Source organism: Stenotrophomonas muris, from assembly GCF_052751275.1.
This window is the reverse complement of record NZ_CP199879.1, coordinates 2,401,511-2,423,334: the sequence shown is the minus strand read 5'-3', so window position 1 is coordinate 2,423,334 and position 21,824 is coordinate 2,401,511. Positions and strand designations below refer to the sequence as shown.

General features: G+C 66.7%; 21 protein-coding genes. 6 read left to right on the top strand and 15 right to left on the bottom strand.

The window, feature by feature from the left end:
* The first annotated feature begins 50 nt into the window (after positions 1–50).
* Positions 51–290, top strand: a complete 240-nt coding sequence (locus tag ACUVWL_RS11245; protein ID WP_014646407.1) for a hypothetical protein — start codon at positions 51–53, stop codon at positions 288–290.
* A gap of 9 nt (positions 291–299) precedes the next feature.
* The gene (locus ACUVWL_RS11240; RefSeq protein WP_014646408.1) at positions 300–707 is read left to right on the top strand and encodes an RNA-binding S4 domain-containing protein; all 408 of its coding nucleotides are present in this window, start codon (positions 300–302) and stop codon (positions 705–707) included.
* A gap of 38 nt (positions 708–745) precedes the next feature.
* Here the strand turns inward: ACUVWL_RS11240 and ACUVWL_RS11235 are convergent, their stop codons facing one another.
* From ACUVWL_RS11235 to ACUVWL_RS11220, 4 genes are all read right to left on the bottom strand, one after another.
* Complete coding sequence (locus tag ACUVWL_RS11235; RefSeq protein ID WP_014646409.1) at positions 746–1,348, bottom strand: DUF937 domain-containing protein; 603 nt, start codon at positions 1,346–1,348, stop codon at positions 746–748.
* A gap of 108 nt (positions 1,349–1,456) precedes the next feature.
* Entirely contained in the window at positions 1,457–3,100 is a 1,644-nt protein-coding gene (locus ACUVWL_RS11230; protein WP_049441489.1) for a catalase, read from the bottom strand.
* 189 nt (positions 3,101–3,289) lie between these two features.
* Positions 3,290–5,881, bottom strand: coding sequence for a DNA mismatch repair protein MutS (mutS, locus tag ACUVWL_RS11225; protein ID WP_049441490.1), 2,592 nt, complete (start codon positions 5,879–5,881; stop codon positions 3,290–3,292).
* A 135-nt stretch (positions 5,882–6,016) separates the two neighbouring features.
* Positions 6,017–6,409, bottom strand: a complete 393-nt coding sequence (locus ACUVWL_RS11220) for a barstar family protein (RefSeq protein WP_164077463.1) — start codon at positions 6,407–6,409, stop codon at positions 6,017–6,019.
* Between the two features lie 385 nt (positions 6,410–6,794).
* On the opposite strand from ACUVWL_RS11220, the gene ACUVWL_RS11215 reads away from it, so the two are divergent.
* From ACUVWL_RS11215 to ACUVWL_RS11205, 3 genes are all read left to right on the top strand, one after another.
* On the top strand, positions 6,795–7,016 hold the full coding sequence (locus ACUVWL_RS11215) for a zf-TFIIB domain-containing protein (protein WP_445978349.1): 222 nt from the start codon (positions 6,795–6,797) through the stop codon (positions 7,014–7,016).
* A gap of 562 nt (positions 7,017–7,578) precedes the next feature.
* Complete coding sequence (locus ACUVWL_RS11210) at positions 7,579–9,801, top strand: methyl-accepting chemotaxis protein (RefSeq protein WP_445979166.1); 2,223 nt, start codon at positions 7,579–7,581, stop codon at positions 9,799–9,801.
* Positions 9,802–9,967: 166 nt separating this feature from the next.
* The gene (locus tag ACUVWL_RS11205) at positions 9,968–10,336 is read left to right on the top strand and encodes a glycine zipper 2TM domain-containing protein (protein ID WP_014646414.1); all 369 of its coding nucleotides are present in this window, start codon (positions 9,968–9,970) and stop codon (positions 10,334–10,336) included.
* A gap of 129 nt (positions 10,337–10,465) precedes the next feature.
* Here ACUVWL_RS11205 and ACUVWL_RS11200 read toward each other — a convergent pair whose 3' ends face one another.
* The 5 genes from ACUVWL_RS11200 to ACUVWL_RS11180 form a co-directional block, all read right to left on the bottom strand.
* Positions 10,466–11,593 (bottom strand): ABC transporter permease, encoded by a 1,128-nt coding sequence (locus tag ACUVWL_RS11200; protein ID WP_014646415.1) that lies wholly within the window; start codon positions 11,591–11,593, stop codon positions 10,466–10,468.
* Positions 11,590–12,777: an ABC transporter permease gene (locus ACUVWL_RS11195; RefSeq protein ID WP_046429612.1), complete on the bottom strand. Its 1,188-nt coding sequence runs from the start codon at positions 12,775–12,777 to the stop codon at positions 11,590–11,592. Before ACUVWL_RS11195 ends, ACUVWL_RS11200 begins: the two co-directional genes overlap by 4 nt.
* The gene (locus ACUVWL_RS11190; RefSeq protein ID WP_197604509.1) at positions 12,762–13,775 is read right to left on the bottom strand and encodes an HlyD family secretion protein; all 1,014 of its coding nucleotides are present in this window, start codon (positions 13,773–13,775) and stop codon (positions 12,762–12,764) included. Before ACUVWL_RS11190 ends, ACUVWL_RS11195 begins: the two co-directional genes overlap by 16 nt.
* A complete protein-coding gene (locus ACUVWL_RS11185; RefSeq protein ID WP_014646418.1) occupies positions 13,768–15,168 on the bottom strand; it encodes a TolC family protein in 1,401 nt (466 codons plus the stop codon). The genes ACUVWL_RS11190 and ACUVWL_RS11185 overlap by 8 nt, the downstream gene beginning before the upstream one ends.
* 78 nt (positions 15,169–15,246) lie before the next feature.
* Positions 15,247–16,140, bottom strand: coding sequence for a LysR family transcriptional regulator ArgP (locus ACUVWL_RS11180; RefSeq protein ID WP_445978348.1), 894 nt, complete (start codon positions 16,138–16,140; stop codon positions 15,247–15,249).
* 106 nt (positions 16,141–16,246) lie between these two features.
* Between ACUVWL_RS11180 and ACUVWL_RS11175 the strand changes: the two genes are divergently transcribed.
* The gene (locus tag ACUVWL_RS11175) at positions 16,247–16,861 is read left to right on the top strand and encodes a LysE/ArgO family amino acid transporter (RefSeq protein WP_014646420.1); all 615 of its coding nucleotides are present in this window, start codon (positions 16,247–16,249) and stop codon (positions 16,859–16,861) included.
* On the opposite strand, the gene map is transcribed toward ACUVWL_RS11175, so the two are convergent.
* The 6 genes from map to ACUVWL_RS11145 form a co-directional block, all read right to left on the bottom strand.
* Complete coding sequence (gene map, locus ACUVWL_RS11170; RefSeq protein WP_014646421.1) at positions 16,858–17,640, bottom strand: type I methionyl aminopeptidase; 783 nt, start codon at positions 17,638–17,640, stop codon at positions 16,858–16,860. The two genes, ACUVWL_RS11175 and map, sit on opposite strands and share 4 nt — an antisense overlap.
* Before the next feature lie 7 nt (positions 17,641–17,647).
* Positions 17,648–17,860 carry a ParD-like family protein gene (locus ACUVWL_RS11165; protein ID WP_014646422.1) on the bottom strand — a complete coding sequence of 71 codons (213 nt, stop codon included), beginning with the start codon at positions 17,858–17,860 and terminating at the stop codon, positions 17,648–17,650.
* 68 nt (positions 17,861–17,928) lie between these two features.
* The gene (locus tag ACUVWL_RS11160; RefSeq protein ID WP_014646423.1) at positions 17,929–18,288 is read right to left on the bottom strand and encodes a bleomycin resistance protein; all 360 of its coding nucleotides are present in this window, start codon (positions 18,286–18,288) and stop codon (positions 17,929–17,931) included.
* Between the two features lie 108 nt (positions 18,289–18,396).
* On the bottom strand, positions 18,397–19,281 hold the full coding sequence (locus tag ACUVWL_RS11155) for an arginase family protein (protein WP_049459917.1): 885 nt from the start codon (positions 19,279–19,281) through the stop codon (positions 18,397–18,399).
* Between the two features lie 3 nt (positions 19,282–19,284).
* Positions 19,285–20,349, bottom strand: coding sequence for a GNAT family N-acetyltransferase (locus ACUVWL_RS11150; RefSeq protein WP_445978347.1), 1,065 nt, complete (start codon positions 20,347–20,349; stop codon positions 19,285–19,287).
* A gap of 28 nt (positions 20,350–20,377) precedes the next feature.
* The gene (locus ACUVWL_RS11145; RefSeq protein WP_014646426.1) at positions 20,378–21,778 is read right to left on the bottom strand and encodes an aspartate aminotransferase family protein; all 1,401 of its coding nucleotides are present in this window, start codon (positions 21,776–21,778) and stop codon (positions 20,378–20,380) included.
* Positions 21,779–21,824: the final 46 nt, after the last annotated feature.

Below are 21,824 nucleotides of genomic sequence, written 5' to 3'. Positions count from 1 at the left end.
GAATCCCGGGAGGCGCACACTAGCACCAAGCCGGTTTGCGGGATGTGGCAATGCATCAACGACTGCAGGTGAAGTGGAGCCTGGCGCTGGCCTTGATCAGCGTCGTACTGGCCGCATGTTCGACAGGTGACCGGCTGGGCGATACCCAGGTGCGGCCCACCGACCGGCCCGAGTGCCTGGTCGGCAGCCAGCGCCAGGATCTTTCTGCCGGCGTACCCACCCTGATCGGGGGCAGCGGCTGCCGCACCGACCCCGACAACCCGCGTCCCCTGAACAAGCGAACGGAGTAGTCCCTGCCGATGACCGAGCTTTCCCCGCTGCCGCCCAGTGTCCGCCTGGACATCTGGCTGTGGGCGGCCCGTTTCTTCAAGACCCGCAGCCTGGCCAAGCAGGCCATCGAGACCGGCAAGGTCAGCGTGGCTGGGCAGCGCCCGAAATCCTCACGCGCGGTGCGCGTCGGCGAGCAGCTGCAGGTGGATCGCGGCGAGGAGCATTTCGAGATCCAGGTGCTGGGGCTGAGCGATCAGCGCGGGCCGGCGCCGGCGGCGCAGCAGCTGTATGCCGAGAGTGAGGCCTCCAGGGCCCGCCGCGCCGAGCAGCGGGCGCTGCGCATCGCCGCACGCGATGGTTTCCAGCCGCCGGAGCACAAGCCGGACAAACGCGCACGGCGGTTGATCCGCGCGCTCGGCGATATCGACGCGTTGTAAGTTGCAGGGCGCCAGACCGGGTCCGGCGCCGCCTTGGCTCAGCGCTTGCCGCCCAGCAGGCTGCCGCCGATCTTCAGCAGATCGCCCACGCCGAGCTGGCCGTCACCGTCCTGGTCCAGCACGCTGCCAAGCAGGCCGCCGGCAAGGCCGCCCTGTTGCTGCACCTGCTGCTTCTCCTGGCCGAGGGCCTGGCTGAGCGAGCCGGCATCGGCCTGGCCACCACCGAGGCGCTGGGCGAGGAAGGCCATCACGATCGGTGCGAGGATCTGCAGCAGCTGGCTGGTACGGCCGCTGTCGAGCTGGGTGGCCTGGGCCAGGCCGGTTTCCACCTTCTGCTGGCTGCCGCCGAAGATGTGGCCGAGGATGCCGGCACCGTCGCTGGCGGCGCCACCGCCACCGCCGCCCAGTACCGAGCCGAGCACGCTGCCCAGGTCCAGGCCGCTGTGGTTGTTCTGCAGTGCACCGAGCAGCGCCTGTGCGCCCTGCGGCTGCGAGGCGTTGTTGCCCAGCGCGCCCATCAGCACCGGCAGCGCGGCACTGATCGCACCGGAGGCCTGGGTATCGCTGATGCCGAGCTGCTGCGATACCTGCTGCAGCGGGGCGCCCTGCAATTTGGCGAGAAGTTCGTCGGTCAGGCTCATCTGCGGAATCCTTGATTGGGGTTGGGCGTGCAGAAGGTACGACGCAGACCGTTAAAACGGCGACGCCGCCTCACGGGGAGGTGGCGTGGCGTTCACGGGGCAGGGCGATCAGAGCTCGATGTCTTCGGCACCCGGGGTCGCGGTGGGGAAGTCCGCTTCCGGCTGGGCCGGCTTGAACGGATCCGTTGGCTGGCTGGCCAGCGCCTTCAGCGCCGCGGCAACACCAGCGCCATAGGCCGGGTCGGCCTTGCTGCAGTTGTCGATGTGGCGCTGCTTGATGAAGTCCGGCGCATCGCCCAGGGCACGGGCGGTGTTGGCGAACAGTCGCTCCTTCTGTGCCTGGTTGTAGCTGCGGAACAGCGCACCGGGCTGGCTGAAGTAGTCGGCGTCGTCCTCACGGAAGTTCCAGAAGTCGGCGTCGCCCCGGATCTTCATCGGCGGTTCGCGGTACTGCGGCTGTTCCTGCCACTGGCCGTAGCTGTTGGGCTCGTAGTGCGGCAGGCCGCCGTAGTTGCCGTCCACGCGCATCGCACCGTCGCGGTGGTTGCTGTGCACCGGGCAGCGCGCCGCGTTCACCGGAATCTGGTGGTGGTTCACGCCCAGGCGGTAGCGCTGCGCATCGGAGTAGGCGAACAGGCGCGCCTGCAGCATCTTGTCCGGCGACGGGCCGATACCCGGCACCAGGTTGCTCGGCGCGAACGCTGACTGCTCCACGTCCTGGTACCAGTTGACCGGATTGCGGTTCAGTTCGAACTGGCCCACTTCGATCAGCGGGTAGTCGCTCTTCGGCCACACCTTGGTCAGGTCGAACGGATGGATGCGGTAGGTTTCCGCCTCCAGTTCCGGCATGACCTGGATGAACAGTTTCCACTTCGGGAAGTCGCCCTTCTCGATCGCGGCGAACAGGTCGCGGCCGTGGCTTTCGCGGTCATGGCCGACCAGGATCTGCGCCTGCGCGTCGGTCAGCGATTCGATGCCCTGCTGGCTGACGAAGTGGAACTTCACCCAGAAGCGCTCGCTGTCGGCGTTGGTGAAGCTGTAGGTGTGCGAGCCGAAACCGTGCATGTGGCGGAAGCTGCGCGGAATGCCGCGGTCGCTCATCACCACGGTCACCTGCAGCAGGGCTTCGGGCAGCAGCGTCCAGAAATCCCAGTTGTTGCGTGCGCTGCGCAGGTTGGTATGCGGGTCGCGCTTGACGGCCTTGTTGAGGTCGGCGAACTTGCGCGGGTCGCGCAGGAAGAACACCGGCGTGTTGTTGCCGACCAGGTCCCAATTGCCTTCTTCGGTGTAGAACTTCAGGGCGAAGCCGCGGATGTCACGCTCGGCGTCGGCGGCGCCACGCTCGCCGGCCACCGTGGTGAAGCGGGCGAACATCTCGGTCTGCTTGCCGACCTTCTCGAACAGCTTGGCGCGGGTGTACTTGCTGATGTCGTGAGTGACGGTGAAGGTGCCGAATGCGCCCGAGCCCTTGGCGTGCATGCGGCGCTCGGGAATGATCTCGCGGTTGAGGTTGGCCAGCTTTTCCAGCAGCCACACGTCTTCCATCAGCAGCGGGCCACGCGGGCCGGCGGTCTTGCTGTTCTGGTTGTCCACCACCGGTGCGCCGAAGGCCGTGGTCATCGGCGTGACCGGTTCATCGCCGTGCTTCTGCTTCGGGGTAGTGCTCAGCTCGCGCTGCTGCTGGGCGCCTTCCGCAGGCGACGGCGCGGTGTGATACGGACATTTCGGGCTGTTGTTATCGGACTGGCTCATGGCTGGCTCCTGCGGGTGAAGACGGGATGGAACATCTTCACTCGACTTTAGCTAGGGCCAGATGAAATGAATAATCGAATGATCCGCTCAGTTTGATAGTTTTTGTCAATTGAAACAAAGAATCAGATTTGCCGGATCTTTCGACAGGCCTCCCGCGTGGCGGCGGGAAGCCATGGGTGCGTGCTGCGGTTACAGCAGTGCTTTCAGTCGGTACAGCGCTTCCAGTGCCTGCTTCGGCGTCAGTTCGTCCGGATCGATGGCGGCCAGTGCTTCCTGTGCCTTGTTCGACGGCGCCGCGAACAGGCCGAACTGCTGCGGTGCATCCAATGCCTGCGGCGCCAGCTCGGCGGCATGGCTCTCACCGCCGCGCTGTTCCAGCTCGGCCAGTCGACGGCGCGCCTGCGCCACGGTGGCGCGCGGCAGGCCGGCCAGTGCGGCCACCTGCAGGCCGAAGCTGCGGTTGGCCGGGCCGTCCTTAACGGCGTGCATGAACACCAGCGCTTCACCGTGCTCGACGGCATCCAGGTGCACGTTGGCGATGCCGCTGCGGCCGCCCTCGTGCTGCTCGTCGGCCAGCGCGGTCAGCTCGAAGTAGTGGGTGGCGAACAGCGTGTAGCAGCGGTTCTGGTAGGCCAGGTGGCGGGCCACCGCGTCGGCCAGCGCCAGGCCGTCGTAGGTGGACGTGCCACGGCCGATCTCGTCCATCAGCACCAGCGAATGCGCGGTGGCGTGGTGCAGGATGTAGCTGGTCTCGGCCATCTCGACCATGAAGGTCGACTGCCCGCGGGCGAGGTCGTCACCGGCGCCGATGCGGGTCAGGATGCGGTCGATCGGGCCGATCAGCGCCCGGCTGGCCGGCACGAAGCTGCCGATGTGGGCCAGCAGCACGATCAGCGCGTTCTGCCGCATGTAGGTCGATTTACCACCCATGTTCGGACCGGTGATGACCAGCATGCGGCGGTCCGGATGCAGATCCAGATCGTTGGGTTCGAACGGCTGCTCGCGCACCGCCTCGACCACCGGATGGCGGCCACGCTCGATCTTCAGGCAAGGTGCCGTTTCAAGTTCCGGCCGCGACCAGTCCAGCGCCTGCGCGCGTTCGGCGAAGGCGGCCAGCACGTCCAGTTCGCTCAGCGCAGCGGCGCACTGCTTCAACGGTTCCAGCTGTTCGCCGAGGGTGTCCAGCAGCTGCTCGTACAGGTACTTCTCGCGCGACAGCGAACGGTCGCGCGCGGACAGCACCTTGTCCTCGAATGCCTTCAGTTCTTCGGTGATGTAACGCTCGGCATTGGTCAGCGTCTGGCGGCGGGTGTAGTGCACCGGCGCGCGATCGGACTGGCCCTTGCTGATTTCGATGTAGTAGCCGTGCACGCGGTTGTAGCCCACCTTCAGGGTGGGAATGCCGCTGCTCTCGCGCTCGCGCAGTTCCAGGTCAACCAGGAACTGGTCGGCATGGGTGGACAGGCGGCGCAGCTCGTCCAGCTCTTCATCGAAGCCATCGGCCAGCACGCCGCCGTCGCTCAGCTTCAGTGGCGGCATTTCGGCGATGGCGCTGGCCAGCAGTTGTGCGCACGCGTCGTGCTCGCCCAAGGCGGCATGCAGTGCCTGCAGGCGCGGTGAATCCAGCGGCGCCAGCACTTCGCGCACCGCCGGCAGCAGGCCCAGGCCATCGCGCAGGGTGGAGAAATCACGCGGGCGCGCCGAACGCAGTGCGACGCGGGTCAGGATGCGTTCCAGGTCGCCGAGGCGGCGGAACTGTTCGCGGATGTCGGCATCGCTGCCGCGATCGATCAGGGTTTCCACCGCATGGTGGCGCTGTACCAGCACCTCGCGCAGGCGCAGCGGGCGGTGCAGCCACCGGCGCAGCAGGCGCCCGCCCATCGGCGTCACCGTGCTGTCGAGCACGCCCAGCAAGGTATTGCGGGTATCGCCGTCGACGCGCGTATCCAGTTCCAGGTGGCGGCGGGTGGCGGCGTTCATCGCGATCGCCTCGGCGGCGGTTTCCATCGCGATCGAGGTCAGGTGCGGCAGGCGCTGCTTCTGGGTTTCCTCGACATAACCGAGCAGGGCGCCGGCGGCGGCGGTGGCACGTGGCTTGTCATCGATACCGAAGCCGCTCAGATCGTGCAGCTTGAAGAAGTTCAGCAGCTGGCGGCGGCCGCTGTCCGCGTCGAACAGCCACGGCGCACGGCGGCGCACGCCGGTGCGGTGGCGCAGGAAGTCGGGCCAGTTCTCCTCGTCGGGCACCAGCAGCTCGGCCGGCTCCAGTCGGGCCAGTTCGGCTTCCAGCGCGTCGTCGGTCTCGACTTCATTGACCAGGAAGCGGCCACCGGCCAGGTCGGCCCAGGCCAGGCCGTAGCCCTGCTTCGTGCGCGACAGCGCCATCAGCAGGGTGTCGCGGCGTTCGTCCAGCAGCGCTTCGTCGGTCACGGTGCCGGGGGTGACGATGCGCACCACCTTGCGTTCGACCAGGCCCTTGGCCAGCGCCGGGTCGCCGATCTGCTCGCAGATCGCCACCGACTCGCCCAGCGCCACCAACCGCGCCAGGTAGCCTTCATAGGCATGTACCGGCACGCCGGCCATCGGAATCGGCGCGCCGCCGGAGCTGCCACGCTGGGTCAGGGTGATGTCGAGCAGGCGCGCGGCCTTGCGCGCATCGTCGTAGAACAGCTCGTAGAAGTCGCCCATGCGGAAGAACAGCAGCAGGTCCGGATACTCGGACTTGGCTGCGAAGAACTGCTTCATCAGCGGGGTGTGTTCGGCGGACTTTTCTTTGGACATGGGGCTCGTGAATCCGGGGCGTCCGTTCGCGCCGGAGGGCAGCGGCAACGGAGCGGGTACAGGGCCGTCCATGGTAACTGCTGGGGCACAGGGCTGCCGCCACCGGTGGCAGGCGGGTACCGCACAGCGACGAGGTCAGGCCGGGACCAGGGTGATCTGCCGGTGGCTGGCGAAGATATCCATCACGATCTCGAAGTAGGTTGGGCCCTCGCCCTGTTGCAGGGCGTCCAGCTGGCGCGCAATGGTCCGCGTGTTGAAGGTGCCCGGGGCTTCCAGCTTGGACTGCAGCCACTGGCATGTGGTAGTTCGTCCCAGTGCGGCGCGGCTGTGCTCGATATCACTCCAGATCACCGTGGCCCGCTCATGGCCGGCCAACACGCCATGGACGCCATGCAGCAGATCATCCAGGGCGTCCAGGCTTGGCCCGAGCTGCCAGTCCTCGCCGGCCATGAACACGCGGTTGATCTCCGCATACAGGCTGGGGATGTCGTGAATGGCACAGCCTTCGATCTGCAGGATGAGCGTCATATGTCGACTGTAGCGTTGTTCCCTGTGCGTTGGACATGGCTGAGCGCCGGATGCTTTGGGGACCCATGCTGGGGTTTGGCAAACTTCTTTGCTGAGTCAAGTGCTCGGCACTCCCGTCGTGGCGCGCGCCGGTTTGCAGGGAAGAAAACGACGTGACCCATCGCCAATAGCAGGGCCATCAGCTGGTAGAGAGTTCGCCCGAAGTCTTCTTCTTCATTGATTGGTGCCATCGGCAGCAGGACCCCCTCGGGCGCGTTCAACTTCCACTGTCAGTGATGACTGGCTGGGTGATGGAAATAGATTCTCCTCCTGTATCATCGGCAAGAAAGGTCTGGAAAATCGTTTCTGGGATGGTCAGTAACGTTGTATCTGCGTCTCCGGTGAGGTGGGGGGTAGTTTGATCTGTCCCCGTTGCGAGCAGGGTGAGGTGTTGAAAGCTCAAGTAAAGGAGCGCGGCGTTCAGATATTTGTCTGCGACGAGTGCGATGCCGTGTGGTTCTCCTTCGCTGCTATAGGGGTCCCTCCGTTCAGAGACCTTGAGCGGTATCTTGAGGAAATTTCCGTCGCCCCGTCCTGGGAGTCAATTTCCGTGGACAGGCATGAGTAGAAAGTACGCAGTTTCCATGCACTCCTCGATCGTATTGCCTCAGCGCAGCGCGTGGGTCCGTGCAGCATGGGGTGACCTTCCCGTCTCCTACTTCCAGAGCGACGAGAATCTCAATGACTGCGGTTTTATTGACTTGAAGGTCAATAAGTGGGAGATCAGTGGCAGTCGATTGTAATGGGGTCTGGACCCCTTCATCAGGGTTGAAATACTCAAGGGTCGGGGCCCTGCGATGGCAGATGCCAGATTGCAGCCCTGACGGTAGTCGCGAAGCAGCGCGTTGTTCCTCTGGACAGAAGGGTGCCGGGATCGATGGGCTTCATCCTCCCCCTCCGTGCATCAAGTGACGGTTTCCGCGGTCACGACTCGCGAGCGATGCGTGATGACTGCGATTGATGTGCTCGTGCATTGATATGCCCGGCAGGAATAACCACCTCCATTAAGTGTGTCCTTCACACCTGTCTGCACAGTTCCAGAGATTTGGATCGATACAATAATATCGACCCATAAAGTTTCCCCGCGCTGCGCCGCCATCGATCGTACGGCCATGATCAAGGGAATTGAGATGCTCGCCTTACGCAACCTCCGAGTGGGATCCCGGCTGGGTGCCGGGTTTGGATTGCTGCTGCTGTTCATCGTGGCCATCGTTGGCCTGGCGCTGTACGGAAATCACCTGAAGTCCGCCCAGTTCGAGAAAGTGGTGGACGTCAACATGGTGAAGATGCGGCTGTTGAACGACATGCTGGATACCAACAACGCGGTGTTGATGCACCGCCGCCTGATGGTGATCAAGCGCGGCGAGGATTTCGACAGGGATTATCAGAAGGCGCAGGAGCTGTCGCAGACCTACGACGGTATCTGGGCCAGGTACATCAGGATTCCGCGCGACGCGACCGGCGATACCCTGGTGGCGAAAATCGACGCGGCACGCAAGGCCACCGACGCCTCCACCCGGCATCTTCACGAGCGCATGAAGGCCGGGGATTTCGACGGCGCGGCCAAGGAACTGCTTGCCGAGCAGGGGCTGGCAACCGCGTGGAACGAAGCGATCTCGACCCTGCTGCGGCATCAGGAGACACTGACCGAGCGCAGCCGCGAGGAATACCGTTCAACCGAATCCTGGACCGGCACGCTGTCGATCGTGTTCGGCGTGTTGAGCCTGGTACTGGGCTCGCTGGCCGCGTGGGCCATCACCCGCAGCCTGACCCGCCCGCTGGAAGGCGCGGTGAAGCTGGCCGACGGCATCGCCAATGGGCGGCTGGACAACAGCATTGACGCCTCCGGCAACGATGAGGTCACGCAGCTGCTCAGGTCGATGCAGCGCATGCAGGCGCAGTTGCAGTCGGTGATGGCGGCGCAGGGCGAGTTGGCCCGCCAGCACGATGCCGGCAGCCTCAGCTATCGCATGGACGAGAGTGCCTTCCCTGGTGACTACGGGCGCATGGTGCACGAGACCAACGCGCTGGTCGGCTCACACGTGCAGGTACAGAACCGGCTGATCGAAGTGATGAAGCATTACGCCCGTGGCGACCTGTCGGTGGACATGGATCCGCTGCCGGGCGAGAAGGCGGCGATCACCCAGGCAATGGACGAGACCAAGACCAGCCTGTCGGCGATCAACAGCGAGATCCGCCGGCTGGCGACGGCCGCGGCGGCGGGCGACTTCAGCCTGCGCGGCGATGAAGATCGCTTCGCCTACGATTTCCGCGACATGGTGGCCGGGCTCAATCGCCTGATGCAGACCACCGACCAGAACCTGGTGCAGGTGTCGAGCCTGCTGCAGGCGATCTCGCGCGGTGACCTCACCGTACGCATGCAGGGCGACTTCCACGGCGTGTTCGCCCGCATGCGCGATGACTGCAATGCCACCGTCGATCAGCTCAAGCAGATCGTCGGGCGCATCCAGGCCAGCGCGTCCAGCATCAATCTGGCGGCAGGCGAAATCGCCTCGGGCAACACCGATCTGTCGCGGCGCACCGAGCAGCAGGCGGCGAACCTGGAAGAGACGGCGGCGTCGATGGAGGAACTGACCTCCACCGTGAAGCAGAACGCCGAGCACGCCCGCCAGGCCAACCAGCTCGCCATCGGTGCGCACGGTGTCGCCTCGCAGGGCGGCGAGGTGGTCGGCCAGGTGGTCACCACGATGTCGGCCATCGAGGCCTCGTCGAAGAAGATCGCCGAGATCATCTCGGTCATCGATGGCATTGCCTTCCAGACCAACATCCTGGCGTTGAACGCGGCGGTGGAAGCCGCGCGTGCCGGCGAGCAGGGCAGGGGCTTTGCGGTGGTGGCCAGTGAGGTGCGCACGCTGGCACAGCGCTCGGCCGGTGCGGCCAAGGAGATCAAGGGCCTGATCGAGGATTCGGTTGGGAAGGTCGCCGATGGATCGGCCCTGGTCCGACAGGCAGGCACCACGATGGGCGAGATCGTTGCTTCCGTGCGGCGCGTGACCGACATCATGGCCGATATCTCTGCTGCCTCGCAGGAGCAGAGCTCCGGCATCGAACAGGTGAACCAGGCGGTGGTGCAGATGGACGAGACCACGCAGCAGAATGCGGCACTGGTGGAAGAGGCCAGTGCTGCGGCGCGTTCCATGGAGGAGCAGGCGAACCTGCTGGCCGAGGCGGTTTCGGTGTTCCGCACCGGCGCGGCAACGGCGGCTGCAGCCGTGCGTCCGGCCCTGGCTGCGGTGGCCGCGAAGGCCACCCCGGTGCGCAGGGCGGCAACGCTGTCGCCGCGCATCGAGCCGACACTGGCGGCCAATGCCGGGGGGTGGGAAGAGTTCTAGCAGAGGGCAATGCCGGTAGGGAGACGGCGCCCATCACGCTGGCTGATCGTGATGGGTGCGGATTTTCTTCCTGAACGCGCAATGGCCGATGAGGCCGCGGACACGCGCATTTCACTTCCGGTTGCCAGCCGCGGGAGGACACTTGCGCCATACCGGAACCTAGGAGATGGCCATGAAGACCTCGACCCGATTGCTTGTGCTGGGCACCCTGCTGGCGGCTTCGTCGGTGGCCGGCGCGCAGACCTATGGTCCGCGCGATGAGGGACGCCGATTCAACGATGGCAGCCGCGTGGTCTGCAAGAACGTGGAAGTGCAGCGCAACTCGCGCGATCCGAACCGCATCGCCGGTACGGCCACTGGCGCGGTGATCGGCGGCCTGCTGGGCAACCAGGTGGGCGGCGGCAATGGCAAGAAGCTCGCTACCGTGGCCGGTGCTGTTGCCGGTGGTGCGGCGGGCCGCCAGATCCAGGGCAACAGCCAGCAGAAGAATGGCGACCGCGTGGTCGAGCGCCGCTGCGAACGCGTCTATCGCTGATCGATCGCCGACGGCCCCCGTTTTTCCCCTTCCACATCGCAGTACTCGAACGCCGGCCTCGCGCCGGCGTTCTTCATTGCAGGAAAAGGGGACGGAGGGGATTAAGTCGCAATCCCCCCAACCGGCCGCTTACGACTTAATCCCCTCCGTCCCCTTTTTTGCGAGGAGGCGCCAGGTGGCGAGGCTGCCGTAGAGCAGCAGCAGGACGGTGAGGGTGATCAGTTCGTGGCTGACTTCGGCCAGGCTGGCGTCCATCTGGTTCAGGCGCACCATCAGGTTGATGCCGGAGGTGGTCGGCAGCAGCTGCGCCAGCCAGACCAGCGGTTGTGGCGTCATCACCGAGGGCCACGACAGGTTGGCGAGGAAGAACAGCGGGATCGAGGTGGCGATGATGTACTGGAAGGCGCGTTCGCGGGTGCGGAAGAAGCTGCCGACGAACAGGCCGAAGGCCACCGTCGCCGCGATGAACAGCGTGCCACCCAGCAGCTGGCCCAGCGGGTTGCCTCCGCGTGGATAGTCCTGCACCCAGGCAGTGAACCCGGCATACCAGAACAGACCGAACAGGCCGATCAGGCCGAAGCCCAGTGCCATGCCGGCCAGGGTCGGCAGGTCGAAGCGCAGGCGCCGGCCGAGCGCGAGGCGGCGGCCGCCGAGCAGGACGCCGATGCCCATCAGCAGCGTCTGGTGCACGATCAGCTCGGCCACGCCGGGAACGATGGCGCTGCCATAGCCTTCCTGCGTGTTGTACAGGGGGCGCTGCACAAGCGTGACCGGTGGTGCCTGCGGTGCGCCCATGAAGGCGGCCTGGCCGACCACGGCATCACGCCCGAACGCACCCAGCGCGTCAGCCACGCTGCCCAGCACCCAGCTGGCGCGGCCCAGGTAGGCACCGTTGCCAAGCAGTACCAGCTTGGCCGGGTGGCCGCGCAGGATGTCGCGCTCCAGATTGGCCGGGATCACGACGATCCCTTCGGCATGGCCGGCTTCCAGCTGCCGGCGTGCGCTGTCGACGTCCGCGGGTTGACCGACCACGCGCGCAACGCGCAGTGCGTCGAGCTTGCGCAGCAGCTCGCGGCTGGTCGCGCTGTGGTCTTCGTCCACCACCAGCACCGGCAGGTTGCCGGCCACCTGGTGCCGGTAGGCGGCTGGATAGAAGAACGAGTACAGGATCACCGCCCCGACCATCACCACGATCGCGTAGCGGTCGCAGAGCACTGCCATCAGGGTCTGCCGCAGGCTGCGCCAGAGTGCGCTCATGCGTCGGCCCCTGCGGGCTGTGCGGCGGCAGGTGTGCGCGCAAAGGCGATCAGGCGCAGGCCACCGACGCCTCCTGCCACCACCGCCATCAACAACAGCGTGGCCAGCGGCCACACCGAAACCTGCAGCGGCGAACCGATGAACTGCTGCTGGGTCTGCAGCTTGATGTAGGCGCTGAGTGGCAGCAGTTGATGCCAGATGCGGGTGAACAGAGGGCCGTCCAGCACCGGGAAGGTGGCGCTGGAGAAGGCCAACGCGGTGCCGATGCTGAGGCCGACTGCGGACAGCGCGGTACCCATGTCGCGGGTGACGCCGACGAAGAACAACGCGTAGGCGGCCGTGGCAAGGTAGAACAGTGGCTGTGCGAGCAGCAGCAGGAGCACGCTGCCGGCCACGCCGTCACCGCGCAGCCAGGCCAGGTAACCGATGCCGAGCGCGCCATACAGCGAGAACAGCAGGATGTATGGCGCGACCTTGCCGGCAATCGCCGGCCATGGCGTGCGGCCCAACGAGGCGGGCAGGGTGCCGTCGCGGATCTCGCGGCCAAGGCTGCCGGCCACTGCAAGTGCCAGTACCAGCGACAATACCGCCGGGAAGATCAACGGCAGCAGGAACAGCTCGTAGCTGCGTGCTGGGTTGTACAGAATGTCCGACTGCACCGCGATGGGTGCCGCGCGCAGCTTGCCCGGGCCGACCTGCAGGCCGATGCGCTCGCGCAGCAGGCGCGCGTTCCAGGCCGAGACCGCGTCGCCGATATCGCGCGACGCGGACTGGCCGGTGGTCATGTAGGTGGCGTTGTAATAGGCGAACACCGTGCCCTGGCGTCCACGCAACGCCTGCCGGGTGACATCGCGCGGCACCAGTACGATGGCGAACACATCCAGCCGACGCAGCTGCGAACGTGCGTCTTCCAGGTCCACCGGCTGGCTGGCGACGCGCACGCCGGGACTGGCGTCGAGCATGCGCAGCAGCAGGCGGCTGTCACTGCTGTGGTCGAGGTCGACCACCGCGATCGGGATGTCGCGCATCACCGAAGGCGTGAACATCCACGCCATCACCACCAGCATCAGCAGCGGCAGCACGGTGACCAGCAGCAGGTCGGCGCGGTTGCCGCGCAGCGACTGCAGCTCGCGCCGCCAGCTGGCGGCGAAGCCGCCGCGGCCGGGGCTCAGTGCTGGGGCCATGCGAACAGCACGCTCATGCCGGGGCGGAAGCCCTCGATGCGGCGTACCGGGCGCACCCGCACCTCGAAGCTGCGGACGTCGTAGCCGGACGACTGGCGGGTGGTACGCCAGGTTGCATAGTCGCCGGCCGGATTGATGAAGTAGACCTCGAATTCGCCGTCCAGGCCGAGCGCCGGCACGCTGCCCTGCAGCTTGCTGCCGACCTTCAGGCCCTGCATCTGCGATTCGCGCAGGTTCATGGCGACCCACATGCGGTCGATGTCGACCAGGGTGAACACCGGGTAGCCGGCCGGCACCAGTTCGCCCGGGTCGGCCATGCGCTTGTTGATTTCGCCGGCGACCGGCGCGCGCCCTTCCACTTCGACACGCGCTGCGTTGACCTCGGCCACCGCGCCCTGTGCCTGTTGCACCTGGCCCTGCGCGGCACGCTTGTCCTGCTCGCGCGCGCCGGCCAGGGCCATGTCGTACTGCGCGCGCGCGGCACGGGCCAGTTCACGCGAACTGGTGGCCTGGGCATGCGCTTCATCACGCTTCTGCCGGGTCATCACTCCTTCGTTGAACAGGTTCTGCACGCGCTGGTAAGTGGCTTCAGCCAGCGCCGCACCGGCTTCGGCCCGCTTCCAGTTCGCTTCGGCGGCGCGGATGTCTTCGCTGCGCGCGCCTTCGTCGGCCTTGTCGGCCACTGCCTGTGCGGCGGCCAAAGCGCCGTGCGCCTGCTGTTCCTTGGCGGCCACTTCGGGGCTGTCGAGCAGGAACAGCACCTGCCCGGCCTGCACGCGGTCGCCCTCGCGCACCTTCAGTTCGGCCACGCGCGCGGTGATCTTGGCGGCCACGTTGATCGTGTCCGCATCGGCCATGCCCTGGATCTGGTCGGCCGGGCTGCGCCAGGCCAGCCACAGGCCGAGCACCACCACGACCAGCAGCACCACTGCCAGGATCGGTCCCAACCGGCGCTTGCCCGGGGGCGTCGTCGCATCGTCGTGCAGCACATCACTCATGGTCGATCACCTCGTCCGCCCGCCGCCGGAACTCTTCGAAACGGTCCATCTGTCCACTGATCTCCAGCAACTGTGCCAGCGCAATATCGTATTGGTAGGCGGCCTGTGCGCGCTCGACGCGGGCGCCACCCAGGCCGAGCCGCGCGTCGATCACATCCAGCGAAGTCGCCTGGCCTTCGCGGAACGCCAGCTCCTGCAGGCGCAGGTTTTCCTGTGCCTGGGCGATGCTGCTGTCGAGCAGCACGTACTGCTGGCGTGCGGTTTCCAGCTCGTTCCAGGCCTTGCGCACACCCAGCGCGACCTGGTTCTCGGCCTCGCGCAGGCCCGCTTCGGCCTGGTCCTGCTGCGCACGCGCGGCGCTGATCTGCGCCGGCCGCGAGTTCGGCGACAGGAAGGTGTACTTCAGGCCGATGCCGAACGCCCAGTCCGGATCGGTCAGCATCTCGTCGCGGCGACGGAAGTCGTACTGGCCGAAGGCGAAGATCTGTGGTTTCAGCTTGGCCTGCTGCACGCGCACGCCCTGTTCGGCCTGCGCCACCATCGCCCGCAGGCGCGCGATCTGCGGCTGCCGCGCCTGCGCGGTGCGTTCGAAGCTGGCCACCGGTTCCAGTGGCACGCGCTGCACGAACAGCGGCGACACCGGCTGCACCTCGCCGCCACTGCGCAGCAGCGTGGCCAGTGCGGCCTTCAGCGTGGCCAGGTCGTTCACCGTCTTCTGGTATTCGCGCTCGGCCTTGTCGCGGGCCACGGTGGCCTGCAGGCGCTGCGCGCGGGTGGCGAAGCCCTCGCGTTCCAGCTTCTCTGCGTCGGACAGGTGGCGGTTGAGGCCATCGCGCACATCGCGGCGCACGTCCACCGCCTGCTCGGCCAGGCGCTGGCCGAAATAGGCCTGGGCCAGCTGCACGGTCAGCGATTGGCGTTGTGCTTCGCGCTCGGCGCTGGCCTGTTCGTGGGCGGCACTGGCCGCACGTTGCGCGGCCGGAATCACGCCGCCGGTGTACAGCGGCAGCACTGCAGTCACCACCGGGCGGGTACGCCAGTCGCGTTCGGTGAACGACAGCGGCGAGTCGATGCCAAAGGCCTCGGCCACCGGAGCCAGCGAACCCAGGGGCAGGGTGAGCGTCTTCTGGAACTGCAGCCGGCGCACTTCGCCGGTGATCTCCGGCAGGCGCAGCAGGCGGGTCGCGTCCTGCAGGTCCTGCTTGTTGCGCACGGCGGCGTCGGCAGCGGCCAACGCATCGGAGACCTGCTCCAGGCGTTGCCGTGCCTGTTCCCAGTCCAATGCCGGTGCGTTGCTGGTGGGCTGCGCGGCGGCAGCGAATGGCAGGCAGGCTGCCAGCGCCAGCGCGGCCTTCGCGCGGTGCATCCTTGTACGTCGGCCGATCACGCCCATGCCGTCCCAGTAGTGAAGAAGTGCGCAAACGGTAGTGCGTGCAGCGTGAAGCCCGGGTCTGCGATCATCGGTTTGTCCTCAACGAAGGGTGCCTCTGGCCGCAGTGCGCAGCGCCTGGGTGATGTGCTGCAGCGTGCTTGAGCGCACGGCGGCATGCTGCCAGTACAGCGGCACATCGAGCCAGCGGCGGGGTTCCAGTACCACCACGCGGCCGGCGCGCACGGCGGGCGCGACCAGGGTTTCCGGAGCCATGCCCCAGCCGAGTCCGCACGCGGCGGCTTCGACGAAACCGGTGGAGGAGGGCAGGTAGTGTAGCGGCGGCTGCAGCCGCGCGCGGGTCAGGCGCCGCACGAAGCGCCACTGCAGTTCATCTTTGCGGTTGAACACCAGCATCGGTGCGTGCGCCAGGGTTGCGGCCTGCATGCCATCGCGGAAGTACTGGCGGGCGAAGCCGGGCGAGGCGATGGCGTGGTAGCGCATCGCGCCGAGCGGGTGCGCGTTGCATCCCTTCACCGGTTGGCTTTCGGCGGTGACCGCGCCGAGCACGCTGCCATCGCGCAGCAGCTGCAGGGTGTGGTCCTGGTCGTCCATGCGCAGGTCGAACAGATAGCCGTGGCGCTGGTGCAGGTCGGCGATGGCCGGCACGAACCAGGTATCAAGCGAGTCATCGTTGACCGCCAGCGGGATCGGCGTGCGCGCAGCGTCGCTGCCACGCTCGGGTAGCAGCTCGGCCAATGCCTCGGCCTCCAGCGCCTGCATCGGTCGCACCCGGCGCAGCAGCGCTTCACCCGCGGCGGTCGGCCGGCAGGGTGCCTGGCGCACCACCAGTACCTGCCCGAGCCTGTCCTCCAGGGCCTTGATCCGCTGCGACAGTGCTGACGGGCTGATCGACAGGCGGCGTGCCGCAGCCTCGAAGCTGCCTTCCTCCAGCACCGCGGCAAACGCGGCCAGTTGCGGGTGTACCAGGTCCATGCCGGTGCCTCTTCAGTTTTCCTGCACAGGATAAAGAAAAATCAGTTTGTCTAATCAAGGCGGTTTGCCGCACCCTGCGCGTCCCCTCGCTGCCTGGCCTGTCCCGATGTGGATTGCCGCTACCGCCGCCGGCCTGTTCGCAGGTGCCGGCCTGATCATCGCCATCGGCGCGCAGAATGCCTTCGTGCTGCGCCAGGGCCTGCAGCAGCGCAATGTGGGGACGGTAGTGCTGGCCTGCGCCGGCGCGGATATCGCGCTGATCCTTGCTGGCGTTGGCGGCATGGGCGCGCTGGTGCTGCAGTGGCCGCTGCTGCTGCAGGTGCTGCGCTTCGGTGGTGCGGCCTTCCTGTTCTGGTATGGCCTGCGGGCGGGGCTGCGCGCGTGGCGCGGTGGCAGTGCCCTGGCCGCCGCCGAGGCGCAGGGCGGCAGCGGACGGCAGGTACTGCTGACCTGCCTGGCGTTCACGCTGCTCAACCCGCACGTCTATCTGGATACGGTGGTGCTGCTGGGCAGTCTGTCCACGCGCTACCCCGGTGACCTGCGCTGGGCGTTCGCCGCCGGTGCCTGCGCCGCCAGCGTGGCCTGGTTCTGCACGCTGGGCTATGGCGCGCGCCTGTTGCAGCCGGTGTTCCGCAGGCCGGGCGCCTGGCGGGTGCTGGATGCCGCCGTGGCGGTCTTCATGTCCTGCCTCGCCACGCTGCTGCTGTTGCGCCCGCTCTAGGCCGCGTCCACCGCGCACTGCGGGGTTTCGCCGGGGCGCAGGGTCAGCACGCGCACGCCGCTGCGGGTGACCGCCACGGTGTGCTCGAACTGCGCCGACAGCTTGCCGTCGCGGGTGTAGACCGGCCATTGGTCCGGCTGCTGACGGATGGCCGGCTTGCCCTGGTTGAGCATCGGCTCGATGGTGAACACCATGCCTTCTTCCAGCACCATGCCGGTGTTGGGATGGCCGTAATGCAGGATCTGCGGTTCCTCGTGCATCTGCTGGCCGATGCCATGGCCGCAGTATTCCTTCACCACGCTGTAGCCGTGGCTGCGCGCGTGGCGGGCGATGGCGTGGCCGATATCGCCCAGGCGCGCTCCCGGGCGCACCGCAGCGATGCCTTTCCACATCGCCTGGTAGGTGGCCTGCACCAGCCTGCGCGCGGCGTAGTCGACCTCACCGACCAGGTAGGTGGTGCTGGAGTCGGCGATGTAGCCGTTCTTCTCCAGGGTGATGTCGAGGTTGACGATCTGGCCGTTGCGCAGCACGTCGGTGGTGCTGGGAACGCCGTGGCAGACCACGTTGTCGATCGAGGTGTTGAGCACATACGGGAAGCCGTACTGGCCCTTGCTGGCCGGCCGCGCCTGCAGCTCATCGACGATCATGCGCTCGACGAAGTCGTTGATCTCCATCGTGCTGCGTCCCTGCAGCGGCAGCTGGTCGAGCGCGGCGAACACCTGCGCCAGCAGGCGCCCGGATTCGGCCAGCAACGCGATTTCGTGCGGCTGCTTGATCATCGTCATGTCAGGCCCGCCCGGGCGCCAGCGCCTGCGGCTGCACCCCGGCTGCCCGCAGTTCGCTGGCGACGATGTCCTGGAAGCTCAGCGTGGGGTTCATCTCGCACAGCATGCCGACCCGGATCCAGAAGGTGGCCTGGGCGTTGATCGAACGGCTGGAGACGGTGCAGGCACGGCGCAGCTGGTCGTGCAGGGTGTCATCGATGTTGACGATGCCCATGGGCGGTCCTGGCGGAATGGATATATGAAGCATATATGTTCCGTATATCCGCCTCAAGCCCGCATCGTTCAGTCCACGTGGGTGGCAAAGCGCAGTCGGTTGCCGTCCGGGTCACGCAGGAGCATCTCGCGGCTGCCCCATCCGGTGTCGTGCGGTGGCTGCTCGATCGGTACGTTGGCGGCACTGAAGGCGCGGTGCAGGGCGTCGACGTCTTCAACGATGAAGTACACCGCGCCGCCGACCTCGCAGTCGCCGCTGTGTTCGGTGAGGAAGATCGTCTGGCCGTCGCGGGTGAGCTGGGCGAACAGCGGGAAGCCGGGTTCGAAGCGGTGTTCCCAGTCGACCACGAAACCCAGCCCCTGCACGTAGAACGGCAGGGTGGTGTCGGCATGGCGCATGCGCAGTTGCGGGATGACGGTCTGGGGCATCGCGAGGCTCCGGGGCGGGAGTCCAGTGTAGTGCCGGCCGCTGGCCGGCATCCCGGCGAGCCTGGGAACGATGAGGTTGCCGGCCAGCGGCCGGCACGACCGGCGCGGTCAGCAGGCGGTCGGCACGGCGGCCATCGCCGCCAGCAGTTCGCGATTCACCTGCTGGTGCCGTGCCTGCCACACCGGCAGATCCTCGGCGCTGACGTCAGGTTGGCCGTCCAGCGACGACAGCCAGCGCTTGAAGCGGCTCTTGTAGTTGGCCAGCGACACTTCGCCGGTGATGTCGCTGCCGACCAGGCCGCCGGCGCGCAGCGCTTCTATCACCACCAGTGCGTGTTCCAGCTGGAAGCGGCCCTGGTCCCAGTTGCTGCGGGCGACGTCCTCGGCGAACACATCCTTGTCGATCGACAGGTAGGTCGGTTGCGGCGACTTGGCCTGCTCGGCGGCGAACGCGGCAACCAGTGCCTCCGGGTGCTCGAACCGTCGGAATGCACGGCCGCTGCCGAGGCGGTGGCCCCAGCCCACGTCCACATCCATGCACCAGTAAGTCAGGCGCCCGCCCATCAGCGGGCGCCAATGGTTCTCCCAGGCGTGGCCCAGGCCGATGTCACTGGAGGTGATGCCGAGCACATGGATGTGCGAGATCTGCGGCAGCTTGCTGGCCGCGTTCACCCACGACCCGCAGTGCATGCCGAACGGGAAACGCATGTTGTCCGGATGGTTGTCCAGCACCACCAGCTGGAACGGCTGGTGCGCGCGCATGCGACGCAGCAGCGGCAGGCTGAGGTGGTGGAAGTCGCCACTGCCGAGCATCACCGTGCCGAGCTGGGCCGGCAGCGGTGCCAGCACTTCAGCGGCGAAACGGTCCAGGGTTGAAGTGCTGCAGGCGAAGCGCAGCGGATCGTGCCACTGCGGCAGCGCCAGGGTCTGCGCCTGTGGCAGCGGCAGTACGCCACCGTCCAGGTCCAGGATCAGCGGAAAACGCGACGACATCGTTCAACCGCCTCCATCAGGTTCGCCCTGCAGGTACGGGGCCAGCTTGCGCAGGGCAGCGCGCAGCAGCGGGGAGCGGGCGTGGATCGCGTGCCGGGTGGAGGTGAAGCGGGCGCCCAGCTCGGCCTTGATCCGCGAGTCGGTCCAGCCGGCCACGTAGTGGCTCAGGCCGTGCAGCAGCGCGTACTCGAGGTTGTGCATCCAGCTCACCGCATACAGGTTGTGCTCGCGTGATTGCGGGTAGGCCAGGCCGATGTACTTGTCCACCAGCTTTCCGGCGTGGATGTAGCACAGGTTCCAGCCGATCAACTGGCCCTGGTGGCGATACAGGAACATCCGTCCCTGGCCCTGGCTGTCGGCCAGCAGGTGTTGGAAGTAGGGCAGGTCGAGCTGGTCGAAATGCACCGCGCTCTGCGCGAACACGCCCAGGTACAGCGCGTACAGTTCGGCCTGCAGTTGCGGGTCGGCGAGGGCCGGATCGCCGGTGGCGATGCAGTCGATCTGCAGGCCATCGCGCGAGCGCAGCTTGCGCCGGATGTTCTTGCGGCGCGAGGACGACAGGCGTCCGAGATAGCCATCGATCGAATCGAAATCGATCGCCACCCAGGCCAGCGGCATGCCTTCCAGCTCGACGAAGCCGCGTGCCAGCAGCGCCTGCAGGAAGGCGCTGCTGTGTGCATTGGCCGCGTCGTCCAGCAGCGGCGAATCCATTGCCAGGTCCTTGACCACCAGCAGCCGGGAATCGCCGATCGCGTGACGCGTCACGTCCTCGGCCAATGCCTCTGGTGCGACGTGCGCGGGCAACGGGGTGTACTCGGTGCTGGTGGCACCGACGAAGCGGGTCTTCCAGGTGATCCAGGGCCGCCACAGGCGCGACAGCGGCAAGCCAAGCAGCTTGCCGCGCAGGTCGTCGTCCATCGTGGTGGTCAGGTCGAGCGGCGCACGGAAGGTCGGCAGGCCGCTGGGAAGCAGGCCTGCCTCGAATCCAAGCGGCGGGTGGGCCAGGAAGCCCTCCAGCAGCGCGGCCGGTTCCAGCGCGGTGCTGGATGCGCGTGACGTCATCTCCATCGGCACGGGAACCGGCAGCGCATCGACCTCAGCCCTTGGCCTTGGTCAGCGCCTGGTCGAGCAGGGTGATCGCCAGGTCGATCTCTTCGTAGCTGATGTCCAGCGACGGCGCGAAGGTGATCACGTTCTTGTACCAGCCACCCACGTCGAGCACGAGGCCCATGCGCTTGCCGTCGTGCAGGAGGTCACCGGCCAGGCCGATGTCGACCATGCGGTCCAGCAGTTCCTTGTTGGGGGTGTAGCCGTCGGTCTGGCAGATCTCGGCGCGCAGGGCCAGGCCCAGGCCGTCGACGTCGCCGATCTCCGGGTGACGCTTCTGCAGGCCACGCAGGCCGTCCAGGAAGTACGCGCCCTTCTCCGGCACGGTGCGCTCGTAATCCATTTCCTTGCCCAGCTTCAGCACTTCCAGGCCGAGGCGGGTGCCCAGCGGATTGGAGTTGAAGGTGGAGTGGGTGGAGCCCGGCGGGAACACGGTCGGGTTGATCAGTTCTTCGCGCGCCCACAGGCCCGACAGCGGGTTCAGGCCGTTGGTCAGCGCCTTGCCGAACACCAGCACGTCCGGGGTAACGCCGAAGTGCTCGATCGACCACAGCTTGCCGGTGCGCCAGAAACCCATCTGGATTTCATCGACGACCATCAGGATGCCGTACTTGTCCAGCACGCGCTTGAGGCCAGTGAAGAAGTTGCGCGGCGGGATGACGTAGCCGCCGGTGCCCTGGATCGGCTCGACGTAGAACGCGGCGTACTCGGCCTGGCCGACCTTGGGATCCCACACGCCGTTGTATTCGCTTTCGAACAGGCGCTCGAACTGCCACACGCAGTGGTCGGAATACTCGTCCGGGGTCATGCCCTTCGGACGACGGAACGGGTACGGGAACGGGATGAACATCGCGCGCTCGCCGAAGTGGCCGTAGCGGCGGCGGTAGCGGTAGCTGGAGGTGATCGACGAGGCACCCAGGGTGCGGCCGTGGTAGCCGCCTTCGAAGGCGAACATCAGGCTCTTGCCGCCGCGCGCGTTGCGCACGATCTTCAGCGAATCTTCAATGGCCTGCGCGCCGCCGACGTTGAAGTGCACGCGGCCGTCGAGGCCGAACTTCTGGTGCATGTCCACGGCAATGGTCTTGGCCAGCTGCACGCGGGTCGGGTGCAGGTACTGGCTGGCGACCTGCGGCAGGGTGTCGATCTGGTCCTTCAGCGCGTCGTTCAGGCGCTTGTTGCTGTAGCCGAAGTTGCAGGCCGAGTACCACATCTGCAGGTCGAGGTAGGGCACGCCCGCACCGTCGAACATGTAGCTTCCTTCGCCGCGCTGGAAGATCTTCGGCGGGTCGACGTAGTGGACGGTGTCGCCGAAGGAGCTGTAGCGGGCTTCGTCGGCCAGCAGCTGCGCGTCGGAGGCAGCCGCGTCGGCGTTCTTGTCAAAAATGTTCATGCAGTTCGGTTCCGTGAAGGACGTTCGAAAGGGGTGACAGGGAGCG